This is a genomic window from Pseudomonas sp. FGI182 (genome assembly GCF_000511325.1).
GTDB lineage: Bacteria > Pseudomonadota > Gammaproteobacteria > Pseudomonadales > Pseudomonadaceae > Aquipseudomonas > Aquipseudomonas putida_Z.
In genome coordinates this window covers 3,387,916-3,406,702 of record NZ_CP007012.1, presented here as the reverse complement: position 1 = coordinate 3,406,702, position 18,787 = coordinate 3,387,916, and the positions used below count along the sequence as shown (strand labels likewise).

The 18,787-nt window shown below is 62.9% G+C and carries 19 protein-coding genes; 11 read left to right on the top strand and 8 right to left on the bottom strand.

Annotated elements, in window-relative coordinates:
- Positions 1-42 precede the first annotated feature (42 nt).
- The 5 genes from C163_RS15035 (at position 43) to C163_RS15015 (ending at position 6,221) form a co-directional block, all read left to right on the top strand.
- A complete protein-coding gene (locus C163_RS15035) occupies positions 43-1,551 on the top strand; it encodes an aldehyde dehydrogenase (RefSeq protein ID WP_256220361.1) in 1,509 nt (502 codons plus the stop codon).
- Positions 1,552-1,583: 32 nt separating this feature from the next.
- On the top strand, positions 1,584-2,825 hold the full coding sequence (locus C163_RS15030; RefSeq protein ID WP_025339526.1) for a sugar ABC transporter substrate-binding protein: 1,242 nt from the start codon (positions 1,584-1,586) through the stop codon (positions 2,823-2,825).
- A 54-nt stretch (positions 2,826-2,879) separates the two neighbouring features.
- Positions 2,880-4,391, top strand: a complete 1,512-nt coding sequence (locus C163_RS15025) for a sugar ABC transporter ATP-binding protein (RefSeq protein WP_025339525.1) — start codon at positions 2,880-2,882, stop codon at positions 4,389-4,391.
- On the top strand, positions 4,384-5,424 hold the full coding sequence (locus tag C163_RS15020; RefSeq protein ID WP_025339524.1) for an ABC transporter permease: 1,041 nt from the start codon (positions 4,384-4,386) through the stop codon (positions 5,422-5,424). Before C163_RS15025 ends, C163_RS15020 begins: the two co-directional genes overlap by 8 nt.
- 119 nt (positions 5,425-5,543) lie before the next feature.
- Positions 5,544-6,221 carry a GntR family transcriptional regulator gene (locus C163_RS15015; protein ID WP_025339523.1) on the top strand — a complete coding sequence of 226 codons (678 nt, stop codon included), beginning with the start codon at positions 5,544-5,546 and terminating at the stop codon, positions 6,219-6,221.
- 171 nt (positions 6,222-6,392) lie between these two features.
- Here C163_RS15015 and C163_RS15010 read toward each other — a convergent pair whose 3' ends face one another.
- Both C163_RS15010 and C163_RS15005 read right to left on the bottom strand, forming a co-directional pair.
- A complete protein-coding gene (locus tag C163_RS15010; protein ID WP_025339522.1) occupies positions 6,393-7,181 on the bottom strand; it encodes a formate/nitrite transporter family protein in 789 nt (262 codons plus the stop codon).
- A 213-nt stretch (positions 7,182-7,394) separates the two neighbouring features.
- Positions 7,395-9,116: an amidohydrolase gene (locus C163_RS15005; RefSeq protein ID WP_025339521.1), complete on the bottom strand. Its 1,722-nt coding sequence runs from the start codon at positions 9,114-9,116 to the stop codon at positions 7,395-7,397.
- A 244-nt stretch (positions 9,117-9,360) separates the two neighbouring features.
- On the opposite strand from C163_RS15005, the gene C163_RS15000 reads away from it, so the two are divergent.
- The 4 genes from C163_RS15000 to C163_RS14985 all read left to right on the top strand — a co-directional run bounded on the left by C163_RS15000 (position 9,361) and on the right by C163_RS14985 (position 14,148).
- Positions 9,361-10,290 carry a LysR family transcriptional regulator gene (locus C163_RS15000; protein ID WP_025339520.1) on the top strand — a complete coding sequence of 310 codons (930 nt, stop codon included), beginning with the start codon at positions 9,361-9,363 and terminating at the stop codon, positions 10,288-10,290.
- Positions 10,291-10,407: 117 nt separating this feature from the next.
- Positions 10,408-11,478, top strand: coding sequence for a C45 family peptidase (locus tag C163_RS14995; RefSeq protein WP_025339519.1), 1,071 nt, complete (start codon positions 10,408-10,410; stop codon positions 11,476-11,478).
- Positions 11,479-11,531: 53 nt separating this feature from the next.
- Positions 11,532-12,866, top strand: coding sequence for an MFS transporter (locus tag C163_RS14990; protein WP_025339518.1), 1,335 nt, complete (start codon positions 11,532-11,534; stop codon positions 12,864-12,866).
- Between the two features lie 667 nt (positions 12,867-13,533).
- Complete coding sequence (locus C163_RS14985; protein WP_025339517.1) at positions 13,534-14,148, top strand: hypothetical protein; 615 nt, start codon at positions 13,534-13,536, stop codon at positions 14,146-14,148.
- A gap of 387 nt (positions 14,149-14,535) precedes the next feature.
- Here C163_RS14985 and C163_RS14980 read toward each other — a convergent pair whose 3' ends face one another.
- On the bottom strand, positions 14,536-14,766 hold the full coding sequence (locus C163_RS14980; protein ID WP_003257675.1) for a hypothetical protein: 231 nt from the start codon (positions 14,764-14,766) through the stop codon (positions 14,536-14,538).
- 292 nt (positions 14,767-15,058) lie between these two features.
- Here C163_RS14980 and C163_RS14975 point away from each other — a divergent pair, with 292 nt between their 5' ends.
- Positions 15,059-15,301: a hypothetical protein gene (locus C163_RS14975; protein ID WP_003257678.1), complete on the top strand. Its 243-nt coding sequence runs from the start codon at positions 15,059-15,061 to the stop codon at positions 15,299-15,301.
- Positions 15,298-16,092 carry an exodeoxyribonuclease III gene (gene xth, locus C163_RS14970; protein WP_025339516.1) on the top strand — a complete coding sequence of 265 codons (795 nt, stop codon included), beginning with the start codon at positions 15,298-15,300 and terminating at the stop codon, positions 16,090-16,092. The genes C163_RS14975 and xth overlap by 4 nt, the downstream gene beginning before the upstream one ends.
- A gap of 17 nt (positions 16,093-16,109) precedes the next feature.
- Here xth and C163_RS14965 read toward each other — a convergent pair whose 3' ends face one another.
- The 5 genes from C163_RS14965 to C163_RS14950 form a co-directional block, all read right to left on the bottom strand.
- On the bottom strand, positions 16,110-16,445 hold the full coding sequence (locus tag C163_RS14965; RefSeq protein ID WP_025339515.1) for a hypothetical protein: 336 nt from the start codon (positions 16,443-16,445) through the stop codon (positions 16,110-16,112).
- Between the two features lie 107 nt (positions 16,446-16,552).
- On the bottom strand, positions 16,553-17,662 hold the full coding sequence (locus C163_RS14960) for a mechanosensitive ion channel family protein (protein WP_025339514.1): 1,110 nt from the start codon (positions 17,660-17,662) through the stop codon (positions 16,553-16,555).
- A gap of 86 nt (positions 17,663-17,748) precedes the next feature.
- A complete protein-coding gene (locus C163_RS27150) occupies positions 17,749-17,892 on the bottom strand; it encodes a hypothetical protein (protein ID WP_155951623.1) in 144 nt (47 codons plus the stop codon).
- Positions 17,893-17,937: 45 nt separating this feature from the next.
- The gene (locus C163_RS14955) at positions 17,938-18,183 is read right to left on the bottom strand and encodes a hypothetical protein (protein ID WP_025339513.1); all 246 of its coding nucleotides are present in this window, start codon (positions 18,181-18,183) and stop codon (positions 17,938-17,940) included.
- Positions 18,183-18,647 carry a hemerythrin domain-containing protein gene (locus C163_RS14950; protein ID WP_025339512.1) on the bottom strand — a complete coding sequence of 155 codons (465 nt, stop codon included), beginning with the start codon at positions 18,645-18,647 and terminating at the stop codon, positions 18,183-18,185. Before C163_RS14950 ends, C163_RS14955 begins: the two co-directional genes overlap by 1 nt.
- Positions 18,648-18,787: the final 140 nt, after the last annotated feature.

Here is an 18,787-nt window from a genome sequence, read left to right as displayed (position 1 = left end):
TCGCTGTTTTTATGATGCATCATGTATCCAATGGAGAATTGCATGAGCCTTGCCAGTTTCATTGACCTCACCACCGTGCAGCAGCGTGCCAGTGAACTCCAGCTGCTCGGCCAGGCCTTCATCGACGGCCGTTTTGTCGATGCCTTGAGTGGCGAGACCTTCGCCAACATTTCGCCGCGCGACGGGCGTGTGCTCAACCAGGTTGCCTCATGCCAGGCCGAGGATGTGGAGATGGCCGTGAAGGCCGCGCGGCGTGCCTTCGACAGCGGTGTGTGGTCGCAGCGCACACCCAAGGAGCGCAAGCGCGTCATGCTAAGCTTCGCTGCCTTGTTCGAGCAGCACATGGAAGAGTTGGCGTTACTGGAAACCCTCGACATGGGCAAGCCCATCAGCGAGAGCGCCGGGTTCGATGTGCACGCGGTGCTCGATTGCCTGCAGTGGTACGCCGAAAGCTGCGACAAGCTGTATGACGAAGTCGCGCCGTCGGGGCCCTCGGCCCTGGGCTTGGTGACCCGCGAAGCGATCGGCGTGGTGGCGGCGGTCACCCCCTGGAACTTCCCGATGCTGATGGCCATGTGGAAGGTCGCACCCGCCCTGGCCATGGGCAACTCGGTGGTCCTCAAGCCCGCCGAGCAGTCACCGCTGACTGCCCTGCGTATTGCCCAGTTGGCCGCCGAAGCCGGTATCCCGGCCGGTGTGTTCAACGTGTTGCCGGGCTTTGGCCCCACCGCGGGCAAGGCGCTGGGCCTGCACATGGACGTTGATACCCTGGTGTTCACCGGCTCCGGCGAGGTCGGCAAGCTGTTCCTGCAGTACGCGGGGCAGTCGAACATGAAGCGGGTGTGGCTGGAGTGCGGCGGGAAGACCCCGAACATCATTCTCGATGACTGCCGTGACCTGGAGAAGGCCGCGACCACTGCGGCCCGCTCGATGTTCTTCAACCAGGGCGAAGTCTGCGTGGCGCCCTCGCGGCTGATTGTCGAAGCTGGCATCCGCGCCGAGTTCGTTGCCGAGGTGCTCAAGGTGGCACGCACCATCGCCGTCGGAGATCCACTGGACCCAACCACCCAGCTTGGCGCCATCGTCGATGCCAGCCAGCTGCAACGGGTGTTGGGCTATATCGACAAAGGCGTGCAGGAGGGCGCACAGCTGATCCTCGGTGGTGAACGGATCAAGCAAGGCCTGGGCGCCGAGGGCTTCTACATCCCGCCGACCATTTTCGACAACGTCAGCAACGACATGACCATCGCCCGAGAGGAGATCTTCGGCCCGGTACTTTCGGTCATCACCGCCCGTGACCACCTCGATGCCCTGCGCATCGCCAACGATACCCCGTATGGCCTGGCCGCAAGCCTGTGGACCCGCGACCTTTCGCGGGCCCACCAGATGGCCCGGGGCCTGCGTGCAGGCAGCGTGTGGGTCAACTGCTTCGATGGGGGCGACATCAGCATGCCGTTCGGTGGCTTCAAGCAGTCCGGCAACGGTCGCGACCGCTCGTTGCATGCCCTGGACAAGTATTCGGAGCTCAAGTCCACGTGGATCGAGTTGTGACCTTTTGCCTGGCAACCCTGGAGAACAAAAATATGAAAAGCACAGTTGCCCGTACCCTGGCCACCTTCGGCCTTGCCACGCTGCTCGCCGGGCCGGCCGCCGCCGAGGCGCGCCACCCGCTGTACCAGCTGATACCCAACACGGCGTTGTCCGGCCTGGTGGACCCGCAAATGGCCGATCGTACCGGCATCGACAAGGGTTTGCCCTTGAAGCAGAAGGGGGATCGGTTACGCATTGGCTGGACCGACATCACCCTGGGCAACCCCTGGTTCGTCTCGATGATCGACGACGCGCGCAGCCTGGCCGAGCGTTACGGCTATGACATGCAGGTGCAGGTGGCCGACGGCGATGTGGCCCGCCAGAGCGCCCAGGTCGACAACTTCATCACCCTGGGGGTGGATGTGATCGTCATCGACCCCACCGACATCCTCGGTTCCGTTGCCGATGTCGAACGGGCGGTGGCGGCCGGGATCCCGGTAATCACCGTCGGCACTGCACCCGACGCGCGTGCACCGGTGATCACCACCAGCACCGGAAACCCCTACGGCAGTGGTGTCGAGGCCGGGCGCTATGTGGTTCAGCAGACTGACCCGGGCAGCGAGATCAACGCTGCCATGGTCATCGGTGTAATGGGCAACTCGACCTCCGAGAGCCGCCTCAACGGCATGATCTCGGGGATCGTCCAGGCCCGTGCCGAGCAGCGCAAGCTCGGCCTGTCGAAGGAGGATGCGCTGCTCAAGGGGTTCGAGCTGTTCCAGCAAGTGAAGACCAAGGGCAGTTTCAGCTGGCCTGAAGGGGGCTTCAACGTGTTGGCCTGGGGCCGAGGCGAATGGACCGAGGAGGGCGGCCTGGCCGCCAGCGAGGACATCCTCAGTGCCCATGGCGAGCGCCTGAACCTGATCCTGGCGGAGAACGACTTCATCGCCATCGGCGCCATCAACGCCGTGGACAACGCCGGCAAGGCCGGGCAGGTACGGGTTGCTGCGGCAGCTGGCAGCTTCAAGGTTGCGCTGGATCTGATCAAGCAGGGCAAGCTGTTGGTCAGTGCCAGTAACAGTGGTTCGCAGACCGGCGTGGCGGCCATCGAGCTGATCCACCAGATCCTTGATGGCCGGCTGCAGGCCAACAACCTGCCGTTGGCGTCGTACTTTCCAGTGGAGCTGATAACCCCCGGCAACGTCGACCAGTTCATCCAGCTCGAAAAGGGCCCGGCCACGGTCGAGCGGCTACCGGCTTTCCGCTCAATCGACCAGCTCAAGGCAGCCATGCGCTGATCCGACGGTTGCGGCGCCTGCCTGGGCAACGCGCCGCTTGCAGAGGTAAGACCGATGAATGCAATACACAAGACCGCCGTCGAGCTGCGCGACATCCACAAGGCGTTCGGCGGCATCAGTGCGCTCAGTGGTGCGAGCTTCAGTGCCAACGTGGGTGAAGTGCATGCGCTGATGGGTGAGAACGGCGCGGGCAAATCGACCCTGATGAAGATCCTCGCCGGCGCCTACGTGCGCGATGCTGGAGAGGTGCTGTTGCACGAGCAGCCGGTGAGTATCGGCAAACCGGCCGATGCGTTGCGCCTTGGCGTATCGGTGATCTACCAGGAGTTCGCCCTGGCGCCGCACCTGTCGGTGGCGGAGAACATCTGCATCGACGACCTGGGCGCGAACAGGTGGCGGGTGCAGTGGCCGATGCTGCGTGACAAGGCGCGGCGCATACTCGATGAGCTGGGGTTTGCCAACATCGACGAACGCCGGGCAGTGGGCGAGTTGCCGGTGGCCCATCAACAGGCGGTGGAAATCGCCAAGGCCCTGTCGCGCAACGCCTCGGTGCTGGTGTTCGACGAACCGACCGCGGTGCTCACCACACACGAGACCGAGCAGTTGTTTCGCATCCTGGGGGAATTGCGGCGCAAGGGCGTGTGCATCATCTACGTCTCGCACCGTATGGACGAGATCTTCCGCATCTGCGACCGCGCCACGGTGCTCAAGGATGGCCGTACCGTCGGCACCCTGCCGCTGTCAGCCATCGACGAGCGCGGGCTGGTGCAGATGATGATCGGCCGTGAGCTGAGCGACCTGTTCCCGCCACGCCAGGCAAGCATCGGCGAGGCCCGCCTGCGGGTCGAGGGGCTGAGCGCCGGGCCACTGGTACGCAATGTCAGTTTCCAGGCTCACGCCGGTGAGGTGCTGGGCTTCAGCGGCCTGGTCGGCTCGGGGCGCACCGAAACCATGCGCGCGCTGTTCGGCGCCGAGCGCAGCAGCGCCGGCACTGTTCACCTGGACGGCCGCCAACTGCGCAACCGCAGCCCGCGCGAGGCGATCGGCAATGGCATCGGCCTGCTGCCCGAAGACCGCAAGCAGCAGGGCGTGCTGCTGGAGATGTCGATCCGCGTCAACGCCGCTTTGCGGCCCGGCTCGCCCTACACCAGTCGTTTCGGCTGGATCGATGGTGCCCGCGAGCGCGCCGGGGTCGAGGCGCTACGTCAGCAGTTGCGCCTGAAGACCGGCTCGATAGAGCAGGCGGTGGGCGATCTGTCCGGGGGTAATCAGCAGAAGGTGGCGCTGATGAAGTGGGTCGACGCCGGCTGCCGGGTGCTGATCCTCGACGAGCCGACCCGTGGTGTAGATGTCGGTGCCAAGACCGAGATCTACCGGGTCATCAACGAACTGGCCGAGGCCGGGGTGGCGATCATCCTGGTGTCCTCGGAAATGACCGAACTGATCGGCATGTGCGACCGGGTGCTGGTGATGCGCGATGGTGCCATCGCCGGCGAGCTTGGCGGTGATGCAATCGAAGAACACGCAATGATCTGTCTGGCGATGGGAGTCGAACACCATGGATAACAACTTGAGCAAGCTGGCCGCCACCTCGCTGCCGGGCGAGTCTGGGCAGCCGCTGGGGCGTGTTGTGCGCCGGCTGTTCCTGCAACACAACGCACTGGTGATGCTGCTGGTGCTGGTGGCCGTGGCCAGCAGCCTGTCGGCGGACTTTTTCACTTGGCAGAACCTGGGCAACCTGCTGCGGCAACTGACGCCGCTGATACTGGTCAGCATCGGCATGCTGATCGTCATCCTCACCGCCGGTATCGACCTGTCGGTTGCCTCGGTAGCAGCAGTGGGCGGGGTGGTCGTGGCGATGAGCCTGAATCTGCTGCCGCTGGAGGACAGCCTCGGGTTGTTGCTGGCGGTGGCCATCGCGGTGGGGGCGGGGGTATTGATGGGCCTGGTCACCGGCAGCTTCGTGGCCTACTTTCGCATGGCCCCGTTCATTTCCACCCTGGCGATGATGACCATTGCCCGTGGCCTGGCGTTCATCCTCTCCAACGGCCAGCCACAGCGGCTGGCCGACAGCCAGTCGGCTGCCGGCCTGTTACGTGACTTCGGTCGCCAGGCCGATGGAGTGTTCGGGGTGCCTTGGCCGGTGTGGCTGGCGGTGCTGGTGATCGGCGCGTTCGCCCTGATCCTGCGCTACAACGCTTTTGGCCGGTTGATCATCGCCAGTGGCAGCAACGAGACTGCCGTGCGCCTGGCGGGGATTGCGGTGGAGCGCTACAAGCTGGCGGCCTATGCGATTTGCGGCGGGCTCAGCGCCCTTGCGGGGGTGGTCATTGCCTCGCGTTCCGGGGTCGCCACGCCCAGTGCCGGCATGGCCCTGGAACTGGATGCCATTGCCGCCTGCGTGATCGGCGGTGCGCTGTTGTCCGGCGGCAAGGGCAGTTTGTTCTACACCGTGGTCGGGGTGCTGGTGCTTGGGCTGATCGGCAACATCATGAACCTGCTCAGCGTCCCGGCGTACCCGCAACAGATCATCAAGGGCGCGATCATCGTGGTGGCGGTGCTGCTGCAGGGGGTGGGCCGACGCGACGCACGGATCTGAACCGTTCGGGCGAGATGGCGCGGCATGGGCGATGATGTATCATGCGTCTTCGCCATGTCGCCCGGCGCTTCCCGCCAGCGGTCGGCCCTGTGCTATTCATCAGACAAGAGAGAACAAGCGTGACAGTTCACAAGCCACTGGATAAAGGCAACCTGAGCGAGCGGGTCTACAGCATCATCCGTACGGCATTGATGGACGGCCAGTATCAACCGGGTGACCGCCTGCGCATCAGTGCCTTGGCCGAGGAGTTCGGGGTGTCGATCACACCGGTGCGCGAGGCGATCTTCCGCCTTGTCAGTGATCATGCACTGGACATGAAGGCCGCCACCTCCATCTATGTGCCGGAGCTGACCGTCAGCCAACTGCGGGAAATCCAGCTGATCCGCCACTTGCTGGAAGGCGAGGCGGCGGGCATGGCGGCCGAGCGAATTTCCGCCGCCGAGCTGGGGCATCTGGAAGAGGTGCAAACGGCCTTCCAGGCGGCTGTCAGCACCGACTACAAGCAGGCTTCGCTGCTCAACCGCGAGTTCCACTTCGGCTTGATTGCCGCCGCACGCATGCCGGTGATCTTCAAGACCCTGGAGAACATGTGGGTGATGATGGGGCCGCTGCTCAGCACCTTCCATGCCGAAGTGCCCAAAGCGGAACTGGCCAGCGCCAAGCACAAGCACTTCGAAGTACTCGAAGCCTTGCGCAAGCGCGATTCGGCAAAGGCCAAGGCGGCCCTGCAAGCGGATATTGCATGGGGGGAGTTGATGCTGGAGTGGTTGGAGCGCAAGTCGCTGGCCCAAGGTTGATGGCGGATGCCTTGATCGCCGTCCGGTCCCCATTGAGTCGGCGATGACATGACCGCCGTCAGCATCCGGCCGAACATCGTGTCGCCTAGCGTGGCCCAAGGATAGTGACGAACGGTCAAGCAGGCTTGTGCAGGGCACATCACCTGCACAAGCGTGCCTGACCGCAATGCTTCACTGCACCTCGCACGCTTCCTGCGAAGGCACACCGTAGGACACGTAGTACGCCAACCCCACGAAGATCGCCCCACCCACCGCATTCCCCAGGAACACGGCCACCAGGTTCTCCACCAACTGCCCCCAGCTCAGGTAGCCGGCAAAGATCGCTGCCGGAATCAGGAACATGTTGGCTACCACGTGCTGGAAACCGATGGCGACGAACGCCATGATCGGGAACCAGATGCCGAGAATCTTGCCGCTCATTTCACGGCTGGCATACGACAGCCACACTGCCAGGCACACCAGCCAGTTGCAGCCGATTCCGGACACGAAGGCGTGGAGGAAGTCGGCGTTGGTCTTGCTGGTCGCAGCCGCCAACATCTTGTTCAGGTAGGCCCCCTCGGTCAGGCCCAGCAGGTGACCGAAGCACCCGGCAACGAACAGTGCACCCAACAGGTTGGCAACGGTCACCAGCAGCCAGTTGCGCGCCACGGCGCCTGGGCCGATACGCCGGGCGAACATCGCCAAGGGCAGGCTCATCATGTTGCCGGTGAGCAGTTCGCCACCGGCCAGGATCACCAGGATCAGGCCGATGGGAAATACCGCGGCGCCCAGCAGTGTGCCGAACGAGGCCCACTGTACCGGGATCATGGTGCTGACGTGGATAGCCAGGAGAAACCCCAGCGAAATGAATGCACCTGCGAGAAACCCCAGGACCAGTGTCGCATGGGTGGATAGATGGGCTTTTTTGACGCCGCTCTCGATGACGAGCTCGGTGATACGGGTGGGGCTGTTGACGGACATTTCGCAAACTCGAACACAGTGACGGCGACGCAACTGGCAGGCACGCCGTGGTGGGGCTTGATCAGTACGGGGTAGGCTGCGCAGCTGGCGCAAAGGTGTAACGCGCACCTTTGGGCCAGCTGCGAAGAGGGCGGCAAGCTACATGAGGCAATTTGACGCGGTCAAATCGATGGAATGGATGAGCTGATAGACCGCGTCGATGAGGCCCGCAGGTCAGCGCGCGTAGATCAGCTTCCCGGCAAACCAGGTCTGCAGCACTTGGGTATCGCGCAGCGTTTCGGCATCGACGTCGAGCACGTCGCGGTCGACCACGATCATGTCGGCCTGCTTGCCGACCTTGAGCGAACCGATCTGCTGCTCCAGGCGCATGGTGCGGGCGGCGTTGAGTGTATAGGCCTGGAACATCACCTGACGGTCGATGGCTTCAGCAGCGTTGAGCACACCTTTGGGCCCCTTGCGGCTGATGGCCTGGTAGATCGCCTGCCAAGGATCCGGGGTGGTGATCGGCCAGTCGCTGGCGCCGGCAAGGGTGGCGCCATGCTTGAGCAGCGAACGGGCCGGGAAGGTGTGCATGAAGGCCATGGCGTTCACGTACGGCTTGACCAGCTCCATGTTCGATTGGTCGGCGCTGGCCCAGTACAGCTGCATTGCTGCAATCACGTCGAGCTGCTTGAAACGGGCGTATTCCGTGGGGTTGACCATCTGCAAGTGGGTGATGGAATGGGGGATGCCGCTGTGGCGATCACGCCGTGCCTGCTCGATGCCATTGAGCGCCTCGCGCACGGCGCGGTCGCCGATGGCATGCACGTGCACCAGCCAGCCACGGGCGTCGGCGGCACTGACCAGCTCGCCAAAGTGCTTAGGGTCCAGCAGCAGTTCGCCATGCTTGCCGGAGTTGCTGTAGGGCTCGAGCATCGCCGCCGTTTGCGCTGGCGCTTCGGCAACGCCGTCGGCAAACACCTTGATGCCTGGCAGGGTGAGGTTATGCACGCCGAGAAATTGCCGGCGTACCTTGTCCAGTTCGTCCAGGTCGGCAGGGCGTGCCCTGGAATCGGCCATCAGCAGGGCGGCGACGTGGGCGGTCAGCTCGCCGCGCGCGGAGAGGTCCTTGTATACCGGCAGCACGCCCAGCGAATGGTTGTTCACATCGGCCCCCGGCAGCTCGTTGGCCAGCGGGTCCATCCAGCCGGTGATGCCCAGTTGCTTGTAGTGGTCAAGGGCCATGCGCCCTGCGCTCAGCAGGGTGGCATGGGGCAGCGCGGGCAGCAGGTCGGTCACCGGGTAGTAGCTGGCATCGGCGAGGAAACCGTTTGGGGTTCCGTCCGGGTGTTGGCCGATGGTGTTGCGTGCCTCGGCAGGCAGGGCAGCGATGGTGTCGGCATCGATTGCGGCGCGCTTGAGCATGGCCTGGTTGGCCCAGCCGGTGTGCATGTCGTTGGCGGCGAACAGGATCGGTTGCTCGGCCCATTCGCCGTGGTTGAAGCGCTGTTCCAGCGCCGGAATGTCATTCCAGTAGGTGCCCGGTACACCACCGACGACAAGGAACTCGCCGCGCACGGCCTTGCCGTCGCTGCGCCACTGGCGCAGGCGCCGTTCCAGTTCGTCCAGGGCAACCTGCTCGCCGGCGAGGTCGGCCAGCACCAGTTGCAGGCCACCCTTTATGGCATGCGAGTGGGCATCAAGCATGCCCGGCATCAGCACCTTGCCGCCCAGGTCGATGACCCGGCTGCCTTCGGCCCTAAGGCGTAGCACGGCCTGATCTGAACCTACCGCGACGATTTTCTCGCCCTCGACAGCCACGGCCTGCTGCAAGGGCTGGCCGGGCTCGGCGGTGTAGACCTTGGCGTTGTGCAGGATCAGGTCCACTGCCGCGAAACCCGGCATGCAGGTGCAGGCCAGGCCGGCGCTGATTGCCATCTTCAGGAGCTGCTTCATGCTGTGCCTCGTTCTTGTCGTGATGGCGCCGCAGCCTAGCCAGGGGGCCAGGGCGGATAAAGGCGAGGGCAGGCACAACTTTTTTCGTGATGGGGAAAGAATCCCGAGCCCGTATTTGCCAGGGTGCAAGCAGCGGACCTTGCCGTGCCTATTCAAATCGACGGCATTTGCGGGTTTGATAGGAGGGGCAGATACTCGCCACCCTCGCATCACTCCCGCCGTTTGTGCCGAACAGGAAGAAACCATGGACAAGATGATGGCCCTGACCATCTTCGTCGCTGCCGCCGAGCACGGCAGCTTCAGCCGTGCGGCCGAGCAACTTGGCAAGACGCCGTCTGCCATCACCAAGGCTGTTGCGCACCTGGAGAGCGAACTGGGCGTGCGCCTGTTCGAACGCACCACCCGGCGCATGGCGCTGACCGAGGCCGGTACCTTGTACCTGGAAGGCGCGCGCCAGGCGTTGATGCACCTGCAACGGGTGACCGAGGAAGTGGAGCAGTTGCAGCACGCGCTGCGCGGTACCCTGCGCATTACCGCGCCACCGTCGTTCGGCCCCGCGTTTCTCAACCAGGTGTGTTGCCGCTTCATGCGCGAGCACCCGCAGGTGCGCCTGGATGTCAACCTCAACGATGCCAACGAAGACCTGATCGATGGCGGCTACGACCTGTCGCTGCGCGACGGCCCCACCGACCAGCCGGAGCTGATCGCCCAGCCGCTGATCGAGAACCGCGTGATCCTTTGCGCCAGCCCTGCCTACCTGGCCCAAAAAGGCGAGGCGATCACTCTGGAGAACTATGCCCAACACGACTGGCTGCTGTTGCGCCACCCGCTGCTCAATCGCAGCTTCTGGTGGATCGAACACGGCGGCCAGACGCTGCGTGTGCGTCAGCCCACCCCTCGACTGGTGAGCGACAACTTCGACTTCCTGCTGGCCTGCCTGCTCGATGGGCAGGGCTTGCAGTTCGTACCCACTTGGTGTGCCGCCCCCTACCTGGCCAACGGGCAGCTGGTGGAGGTGATGCCCGACTACTGGCGGGCGCTGAGCGCATTCGGCCCCTGGGTGCACGTGCTTTACCTGCCGCACCGGCGCAATACCCGCAAGGTGCAGGCGTTCATTGCCTTGCTGCATGAGCACCTGCACGGGCAGGGCGCGCAGGCGCTGGCACGGGGCTGAGTTTTTCCATCGGGGCACAAAAGTTGTGCGGGTTGTGGCGATGATCGATTGGGGGAGGCCTCGTTAGGCTAGCGGTGCTTGCCTGACCACCGCGGCCTGTACCAGGAGTTCTCCGCCTTGAAGATCCACACCCATGTCAGCGACATCCGCAACCCCCTCGAGCGTGGCCACCAGATAGGTGCGCGCTTCGCCGAGCTGATCCGTACCACCACTGCACTGTACCTGGGCTTTTTCCCGCGGGTTGGCGTGCCCTTGAGTGAGGCGCAGCGTATCGGCGAAAACAGCTTGGCAGCCCTGGAAGCCTGGAGCCCGGGCCTGGCCGCTGAAGTGGCCGGCATGGCCAGCGGTGCCGAGCTGCCGCTGTGGCAGCTGGCGAGCCTGAACGCCCGCACTGAAGTACTGGCGGCCCGAACCCGCCACAGCGAATGCTCCACCACCGTGCATGCACCCCGTGGCGCACGTGCGCCGCAGACCCTGCAGACCTGGGATTGGCATGACAGCCTGTGCCCCCATGGCCTGATGCTGGCGCTGCACACCGAGCGCGGTATGAACGTCAAGCTGTTCTGCGAGTTCGGCATGCTCGCCAAGCTTGGTGTGAACAGCGCGGGCCTCGGCCTGCACTTCAATATCCTCCACCACACCAGTGACAACGACAGTGGTGGTGTGCCGGTACACGCCATCGCCCGGCGTCTGCTGGAGGAGGCCAGCAGTGTCGAGGAGGCCATCGAGCTTGCCCGTTCGGCGCGGGTCAGTGCCTCCACCGTGCTGACAGTGTTCTCCCGCCAGGACCGCAGCCCGCGCGCGGCCAGCATCGAATTGAGCCCCGCGCGCACCGCCTTGGTTTTGCCACGGGAAGACGGCTGGCTGCTGCACACCAATCACTTCCTCGACCCACAGCTGAGCCTGGGCGAGCAGGTCGCCGACCGTGCCGATACCCAATGCCGTCTGGGCCACCTCGAGCAGGTGGTCGGCCAGATGGCCAGCGCTGACCTGCGTGCCCGGGCCGAGGCCATGTGCGGCGCCGAGGGCGACAGGGCGCCAATCTGCTTCCACCCGGACATGGCCATGCCCGATACCGAACGCTGGGAAACCTTGCTCAGCGTCGGCATCGACACCGAACGCTGTGCCCTGCAGTACGTGGCCGGCACGCCTGTGCAACTGGCCAAGGCCGGCTTCGACACTTTCTGAGCCAACCCGGTGCCGCCAGCTCAAGGCGGCGCCGCTGAACGAGAACAACAACAATGCATGCGCAACATTCCTACCCTGCGTCATCCCGTTCCGCCTTGCGAACCTTCTGCGTCTCCGGACTGGGGACGGCGCTGGAATTCTATGACTTCATCATCTACGGCACCGCCGCCGCACTGGTGTTTCCCCAGGTGTTCTTCCCGCAGATGGACCACCTGACAGCCACGTTGGTGGCCTTCAGCGCTTTCGGTGCGGGCTTTCTTGCCCGACCGTTGGGTGGCCTGGTGTTCGGCCACTTCGGTGACCGCATCGGTCGGCAGAAGGTGCTGGTTGCCACCTTGCTGTTGATGGGCATGAGCACCTTCCTCATCGGCTGCCTGCCCGGCCATGCCAGCGTCGGCGTGGCCGCGCCGATCCTGCTGGTGCTGCTGCGCCTGGTCCAGGGCTTTGCGGCTGGCGGGGAGTGGGGTGGTGCCGCGCTGTTCGGCATCGAGTCTGCGCCACCGGGGCGGCGCGGGCTGTGGGGTAGCTTCACAAGCATGGGGATTGGCGTGGGAGGCATCCTCGGGGCTGGGGTGTTCGCCATCGTCAGCGCGGCCTTTGACGACAACCTGGTCGATTTCGCCTGGCGCATCCCGTTCTGGCTGGGCGGCAGCTTGGTGCTGATCGGCCTGTACGCGCGCCTGAAGGCACCGGCAGCGGCCACCACGCCCGTGACCAAACCTGAACATGCACCGTTGGCCGCGGCCCTGCGCCAACGTCCGCGGCAGCTGTTGCTGTGCACCGGGATCGCCTTCGGTTACTGCACCATCGCCTACATCGGCAGCACCTTCTTCCTGACTTACGCCACGCAGGTGGGCTTTGGCAGCACCGAGGCGTTGATGTTCGACCTGGCGATGTCGGTCGCCATCGTGCTGTCGGCACCGTTGTTCGGCTACCTGTCGGACCGTTTGGGGCGGCGCACGGTGATGTGCTTTGGCGCAGTGGCAATGGCCGTGGGGCTGTTCGTGTTCTTTTCCCTGGTGGGCATGAAGAGCTTCGCCATCGCCTTGTGCGCCTACAGCCTGACCGGCCTGCTGATGGGCGCGACCCAAGGGCCTATCCCGGCCTTCCTCGGCGAGCAGTTCCCGCGCAGCATGCGCTACTCGGGTATCTCGGCCAGCTACCAGATCGGCGCCGCGCTGGGCGGCGGCACCGCATCGAGCATCGCCACGGCCATCCTGATCCTCACCAACCATGACCCGTTGGGCGTGGCGCTGTATGGCGCGGGGGCACTTGCACTGGTTGCGGTGTGTTCGCTCATGCTGCGCGAGACATCGCGATTGAGCATGGCGCAGATCGATGAGGAGGTGCCGGGGCGCGTGGCGTCTGCGGCATTGGGCAGTCATTGAGGGTATTTGCGCTGCCTGCCATCACCCAGGACAAATTTGAGGGTGTTGGCAGGCTGGAGGCGACAGACGGGCTGCTGGCAGCGCGAGGCGATCGGAATGGGGCTGGCCTTGGCCTGACTGATGGCACTTCAGCCACGGCCACCTGCAAAACGAGATCTGCGAAACTGCGGAATAGAGCATTCAAAGTCACTTGCGAAGTTTGGATCCAGTTGCCGATAAAACTTTCCACTCGGTCAAATTACAACAACTTAGCAAACTAACTAACTTGATTTAGTGTACCGCCTGTCGGTCGTTTTGCTTGAGAAATGAACGATTTGGGCGACGCTGACTCCTATTTGCCAGCAGGTGCCTTCAATGTGATTGCACCTCGCGCCTTTCCCCCAGAACTTATGGACGTTCAACCTCATCGGCATCGCAGGGATGCTCATGGGGCTTTTTTTTTCCTGAATAGTGGAGCAATGCCATGCCCAACCGAGGCTCTTCGGGTGAGCCACCGTGTGTATTGAATAATGATCTGCTTTTTCATTTAACGAGTCGAATTTGGCTTTGCCGCTGCGATTAAATCGTTCGCACGCCTATTGCAAGGTCATCTAGCGCTAACGCATTACGTGGAGAAAACGTCGTGGAGATTAATACAATTATTAGCCTGTTCGGGCAGAAAGAATCCATGGAGCTGGTGCGGTTGTCGGTGATTTACGTTCATTTACTGGCCTGTTGCATTGCCATCGGCCTGGTATTCGCCAGTGACGCCGAGATGGTCAGGAACTTGTTGAAAGGTAATAAAGAGGCCGGGCATGACAGTAAGCATATGACGAGCTTGCAGAAGTCCGTGGCCAATGCCCTGATATTCTTGTGGCTCACGGGCGCCGCAGTGATTGGAATTGACTACCTGGATAAAGGTATGAACTATTTTGCCAATCCGAAACTTCAAGCGAAGGTCATTATTGTCATGTTGCTGACCTTCAATGGCATGTTGTTGCATCGTTATGTATTGCCTGCCCTGCTCAAAGCGGGCAACTTGCTGGACCTTAATTTTGGCGTGCGGATGTTCGCACTGTTCTCCGGCGCACTGTCGGGTGTGTCCTGGTTGTATGCAGCCATGCTGGGTGTTGGCCGGCCACTGGCCTGGAAATACTCGCTGACCGAGTTGCTGCTGGCTTATCCGGTACTGATCCTGCTTGGCTTTGCCATGATGGCTGCCCTGACCCAGTGGGCACGCAACCGTAGCCAGGCCGAACCGGTTCCGGCGCCTGTCTGGCGACTGGCAGGCATTCCTACCTGATTGCCTGAGTAACGCTTCAATTACGCCGCGAACCGGGAAACCTGGTTCGCGGCGAGCTCGTTTCATGCGCAGCCACTGGGCGGTTCGGCTGGCGGTTGGTAAAGGCCCGAAGTGATGTGTCGCCTGATCTGGCCTCTTCGCGGGCGCGCCCGCTCCCACAAGGTCCCGCGCAGTTCTGTGGGATATCGCCCGGTCCTTTGGGCTGCGCTGTCGCGTAGAGAACTGAATCCGCAAACAGTGCGCGTACCCTGTGGGAGCGGCTTTAGCCGCGAAGAATCCAACGCGGTGCATGGCACCGGCTGCGCCGGTGTTCGCGGCTAAAGCCGCTCCCACAGAGTCCCCGTTGATTCAATGAGTTATGTGCTGTTCTCCCCATCCGCTGACGGCTCAGGCGCGAACCAATAGAAATATCGCCGGTAGCAGTTGCCCATCGTCAGGCGGCAGGCCGCCTGCATTGGTTTTTTGCGCTCGTTGCAGCGTGGTGGCGATGGTGATTTCCGTTCGCGACTCGATACTCCGCGCCACACCTCCCACCGAGCCTTCACCGAAGCCCAGCAGCGAGCAGCCGTTGTTGATGAGCACGAAGAAAACGATCACCCAGAATGGGCCGCAGTTCATGGTGCAAGCCCCAGGGCGTCGATGGCTGCGCAAGAAACGATGGAAACGCTATCGCCAAGGTCCGCTGCATCAGCGCCTTGTCTCATTGAGTTGAAAATGGGGGAGGCCATGTACCCGCTCCAGATGTTGCTTGTGGAGCTAATGGTGACGGCGCGGTGATTCAATGAAAAACGATGCTCAGTGATCCAGGATATCGATCCGCTTGATCATAGAACGTAGCGATCAGCGTTGGATTTGAACGTCGTTGCATGGTTGAGGCTCTTAATGCAAAGGACACCGTGAGGGCTCCCTTATGAGCATTGAACGCAGCATCCCTGAGCTTGAGGCCTGGTACGCCCAGTATGACGACATCAGTTACCGGCGTGAGTCGCCGGATGCCTACCACCATGAACTGCTGCGCACAGCCGAGGCTTTGCGTGACGATGGCGCCATCGATTGGGACGACTGGCTGGCACTCAAGGCATTGGCCGATGACGCCCATGTGCGTGCTCTGGAAGATGCCGTGCAGGCCCACGTCAGCGACCCAGACGCATGAAAGCGCTGAAGATTGCCACGTTCAACATCAACGGCATTCGTAGCCGGCTGCCGGCACTGCTGGCCTGGCTGGAGCGGGAAAAGCCCGACATCGCCTGCCTGCAGGAACTCAAGGCGGCGGATCAGCAGTTTCCTCGCCAGGCGCTCGAAGCGGCGGGTTATGGTTGCCTCTACCAAGGGCAGCCTTCGTGGAATGGCGTGGCCATTCTGGCGCGGGGCAGCGAACCGCTGGAAGTACGTCGTGGCCTGCCTGGCATGGAGGACGACAACCAGAGCCGCTACCTCGAGGCAGCGGTGCAGGGCGTGCTGGTGGCATGCCTGTATCTGCCGAACGGCAACCCGCAACCGGGGCCGAAATTCGATTACAAGCTCCGCTGGTTCGAAAGCTTGATCGCCCATGTGAAAGGGCTGCATGACAGTGGTCATCCCGCGGTGCTGGCGGGTGATTTCAATGTGGTGCCTACCGACATGGATATCTACAACACGCGCTCCTGGATGAAGGACGCGCTGCTGCAGCCCGAATCACGCGCGTGCTACCAGAAACTGCTGAATCAAGGCTGGGTCGATGCCATTCGTCATCTGTATCCGGACGAACGCATCTATACCTTTTGGGATTATTTCCGCAACCACTGGGCCCGCAACGCCGGGTTGCGTATCGACCACCTGCTGCTCAACCCCGAGCTCGCGCCTTACCTGAAGCGGGCTGGTGTCGATGCCTGGGTGCGTAACGAACCCAAGGCCAGCGACCATGCACCAGTCTGGATCGAGCTGAGCACGCGTCGTCGGCCGTAGGCAGTTCGAGCGAACCTTCAACTACCGGAACTACCGCTGGAGCCCGAACCACCGGAGCCTCCGGTTCCGTTGCCGCGTTCCGATCCATTGCTGTCACTACCCGATCGGTCGGTAGTGCCATCGCCACCGGTATTGTCAGTATCATTGCTATCGGTGCCGCCAGAGCCCGTCCCCATGGCATCCGCAGGCGTGCCGGAGCCGGTCGCTCCGCCTTGGCCGTTCATGTGCCCACTGTCGTGCGGCTGCGTGCCAGGAGCACGCTGATCGTTCATGTCGGTGGCTGCCAGCACCACAGGTGCGCTGACCCCCAGGTACAGCGCGAGCAGTAACGAATGAGGCTTCATGATCTTCATGGCGATACTCCGTTGCGGGTTGGTCACCTTCTGTTCGGCCTGCATCACCCACGGCCGTGCCGTGAAAGCGACGGAATGCTTGGAGCGCTGACATGCACGGGGGCGGGTTACCCCACGTGAATACTTTGAGGACCGCGCTTCGATTCCTCTGGCAAGGCCGTGACCTTGATCGCGCGTACCGGTACGGCGAATTTTGCACCCACCTTCGAGAAGCGCTCGAGCAGGTGGAAATTGATCGCTTGCTGGATGTCCATGTACAGGTTGTAGCCGGGGTCCTTGACGATATACACGCACTCGAATTCCAGCGCCTCCTTGCCGAAGCCGCGCAGGTGGGCACGGTCGAAGCGCACCTGCTGCTGTGCCTTGATCGCTTCCTCGACAATGGCGGGTGCTTTCTTCACGGCCTCGGTTGGCGTGTCGTAGGACAGGCCGAACTCGAACACGATCCGTCGTTCCTGCAGGCGCTTGTAGTTCTGGATGGTGCTGCTGATCATGCTGGCGTTGGCCATGACGATCTGCTCGCCGCCCAGGCTGCGGATGCGTGTGGTCTTCAGCCCCACGTGCTCCACCGTGCCGGCCAGCGGGCCGATGACGATGAAGTCGCCCACTTCGAACGGCTTGTCGACGGCGATGGATAGCGAGGCGAACAGGTCGCCGAGGATGTTCTGCACGGCCAGTGCAACGGCGATACCGCCTACCCCCAGGCTGGCGACGAAGGCGGTGATGTTCACGCCCAGGTTGGACAGCATTGCCAGCAGCACCACTGACCACAACAGCACCCGCGCGCCCCATGCCGACAGCGTGGCCAGCGCGCTGCCCTGGTTCAAGCCGTCGGTGCGATGCCGGGCGAAGTAGCGACTCAGGCCCAGGCCGATGGCGCGGTTGGCCCACAGCCCGATCTGCAATGCCGCCACCACGAACCACAGGCTACCGACCCGGGTCAGCCAGCGCTCGGGCAGGTCGAGCATGCTCAGGCCCACCAGCAGCGAGGCAAGGAACAGCAGAAAATTGCTGGTTCCGGCGAGCACCTTGGCCAGCACCTGGCTGAGCGCGCCGTCATGCTCGGACCAGCGCCTGACCCGATGCAGCATGAAACTGATGGTCGCCCGCGCCACGAGGAATGTCAGCAGCGCTACCGTCAGTGCCAGCAACAAATTGAGAACGGAAACTCCGAACAGTGTGGTATCGGTGAACAAGGCGATGATGCGATCACTCATGGGACACTTGCCTCCTTGCGCAGGATTGGGTGACTGGGGGAGCGGCATTGCCGGCGAAGCAGGCAACGCCACTCGTTAGGTGAGCCTCAGCCGTCGGACTGCTCCTCTGGCGGCACCTGGCCTTCGGGCCAGTCGGGCGCTTGCTGCTCCTGTTCCTGTTCAGGCACAGGCTCGCCTGGGTTGTGGGGTACTTCGTCCACGTACGGGTCGGGTGTGTTGGGTTCGATCATGGTCTGGCTCCTCGCCGTTGGGCTTTCAGGCATGGAACCGGGCTTTCAACCCGACTCCACGGCAGTGTTTTTCTTCCAGCCTCGCAGGTTCATGGCGCACAGGCAGCCCTGGAGGAGGATCAGCGCCCAGGCTTGCGCCTGCCACCCCCAGGCGGCCCACAGCACGTTGCTGGCAATGAAGCAGCAGAAACCCAGCTTGCGCCGGCCTGGGCGCCGTGAGCCGATGCACCAGGCGGCAAGTACCGTCAGGACCATGGCGGGCCATTCAAGAAAGTCGATCCAGGCCTCCATCACGCGGCACGCTGTTCGCCCTTGAGCAGTTTCTTCTGCGCTTCCATGGCCTGGCCGAGCTCATCCAGTTCCTGCTTGCCCAGCAGCTTGCGGGCGGTCGGGAACAGCTCGCTTTCCTCCTCCTCGATATGGTGTTCCAACAGTTCCTTCATCACCTTGACCCGCCCGGCGAACTCGACGGTACCGGTCTCGGTTTGCAGCAGGTCCGGCAACACCAGCGAGTCGACGGTGCGGTGCTCTTCCTTGGCTTCGTAATACATCTTCGCTTCTTCCTTGCCGCCGGCCTGCTTGATGGCCGGGTACAGGAGCTCTTCTTCCAGGGCGGTGTGGATGCTTACTTCCTGCTTGATGCGTTCGAGCAACTCGGCGCGCTTCTTCACTGCGCGCTCAGTGGTGGAGGACAGTTCCTCCAGCAGCTTCTTCACCAGCTCATGGTCCTGGATCAACAAATCGATAGCGTTCATGCAACACCTCTTAGGGGCTGGAAAAATCACGATTGCCTTCGATGGAGTAGGGCCCGCGCGCCAAGGTTCAAAGCGGATGATCAACGTACTGGTTTCGCGAAAGGCTGCACCCACAAGGAACCACGCAGGTTGCACGAGCC

Coding starts and splice junctions, on each gene's coding strand:
- C163_RS15000 (WP_025339520.1), top strand. CDS start 9,361: ATGGACAAGATGATGGCCCTGACCATCTTCGTCGCTGCCGCCGAGCAC.
- C163_RS14965 (WP_025339515.1), bottom strand. CDS start 16,445: ATGAAGATCATGAAGCCTCATTCGTTACTGCTCGCGCTGTACCTGGGG.
- C163_RS14985 (WP_025339517.1), top strand. CDS start 13,534: ATGGAGCTGGTGCGGTTGTCGGTGATTTACGTTCATTTACTGGCCTGT.
- xth (WP_025339516.1), top strand. CDS start 15,298: ATGAAAGCGCTGAAGATTGCCACGTTCAACATCAACGGCATTCGTAGC.
- C163_RS14980 (WP_003257675.1), bottom strand. CDS start 14,766: ATGAACTGCGGCCCATTCTGGGTGATCGTTTTCTTCGTGCTCATCAAC.
- C163_RS14975 (WP_003257678.1), top strand. CDS start 15,059: ATGAGCATTGAACGCAGCATCCCTGAGCTTGAGGCCTGGTACGCCCAG.
- C163_RS27150 (WP_155951623.1), bottom strand. CDS start 17,892: ATGATCGAACCCAACACACCCGACCCGTACGTGGACGAAGTACCCCAC.
- C163_RS14950 (WP_025339512.1), bottom strand. CDS start 18,647: ATGAACGCTATCGATTTGTTGATCCAGGACCATGAGCTGGTGAAGAAG.
- C163_RS14990 (WP_025339518.1), top strand. CDS start 11,532: ATGCATGCGCAACATTCCTACCCTGCGTCATCCCGTTCCGCCTTGCGA.
- C163_RS14960 (WP_025339514.1), bottom strand. CDS start 17,662: ATGAGTGATCGCATCATCGCCTTGTTCACCGATACCACACTGTTCGGA.
- C163_RS15020 (WP_025339524.1), top strand. CDS start 4,384: ATGGATAACAACTTGAGCAAGCTGGCCGCCACCTCGCTGCCGGGCGAG.
- C163_RS14955 (WP_025339513.1), bottom strand. CDS start 18,183: ATGGAGGCCTGGATCGACTTTCTTGAATGGCCCGCCATGGTCCTGACG.
- C163_RS15025 (WP_025339525.1), top strand. CDS start 2,880: ATGAATGCAATACACAAGACCGCCGTCGAGCTGCGCGACATCCACAAG.
- C163_RS15030 (WP_025339526.1), top strand. CDS start 1,584: ATGAAAAGCACAGTTGCCCGTACCCTGGCCACCTTCGGCCTTGCCACG.
- C163_RS15005 (WP_025339521.1), bottom strand. CDS start 9,116: ATGAAGCAGCTCCTGAAGATGGCAATCAGCGCCGGCCTGGCCTGCACC.
- C163_RS15010 (WP_025339522.1), bottom strand. CDS start 7,181: ATGTCCGTCAACAGCCCCACCCGTATCACCGAGCTCGTCATCGAGAGC.
- C163_RS15035 (WP_256220361.1), top strand. CDS start 43: ATGAGCCTTGCCAGTTTCATTGACCTCACCACCGTGCAGCAGCGTGCC.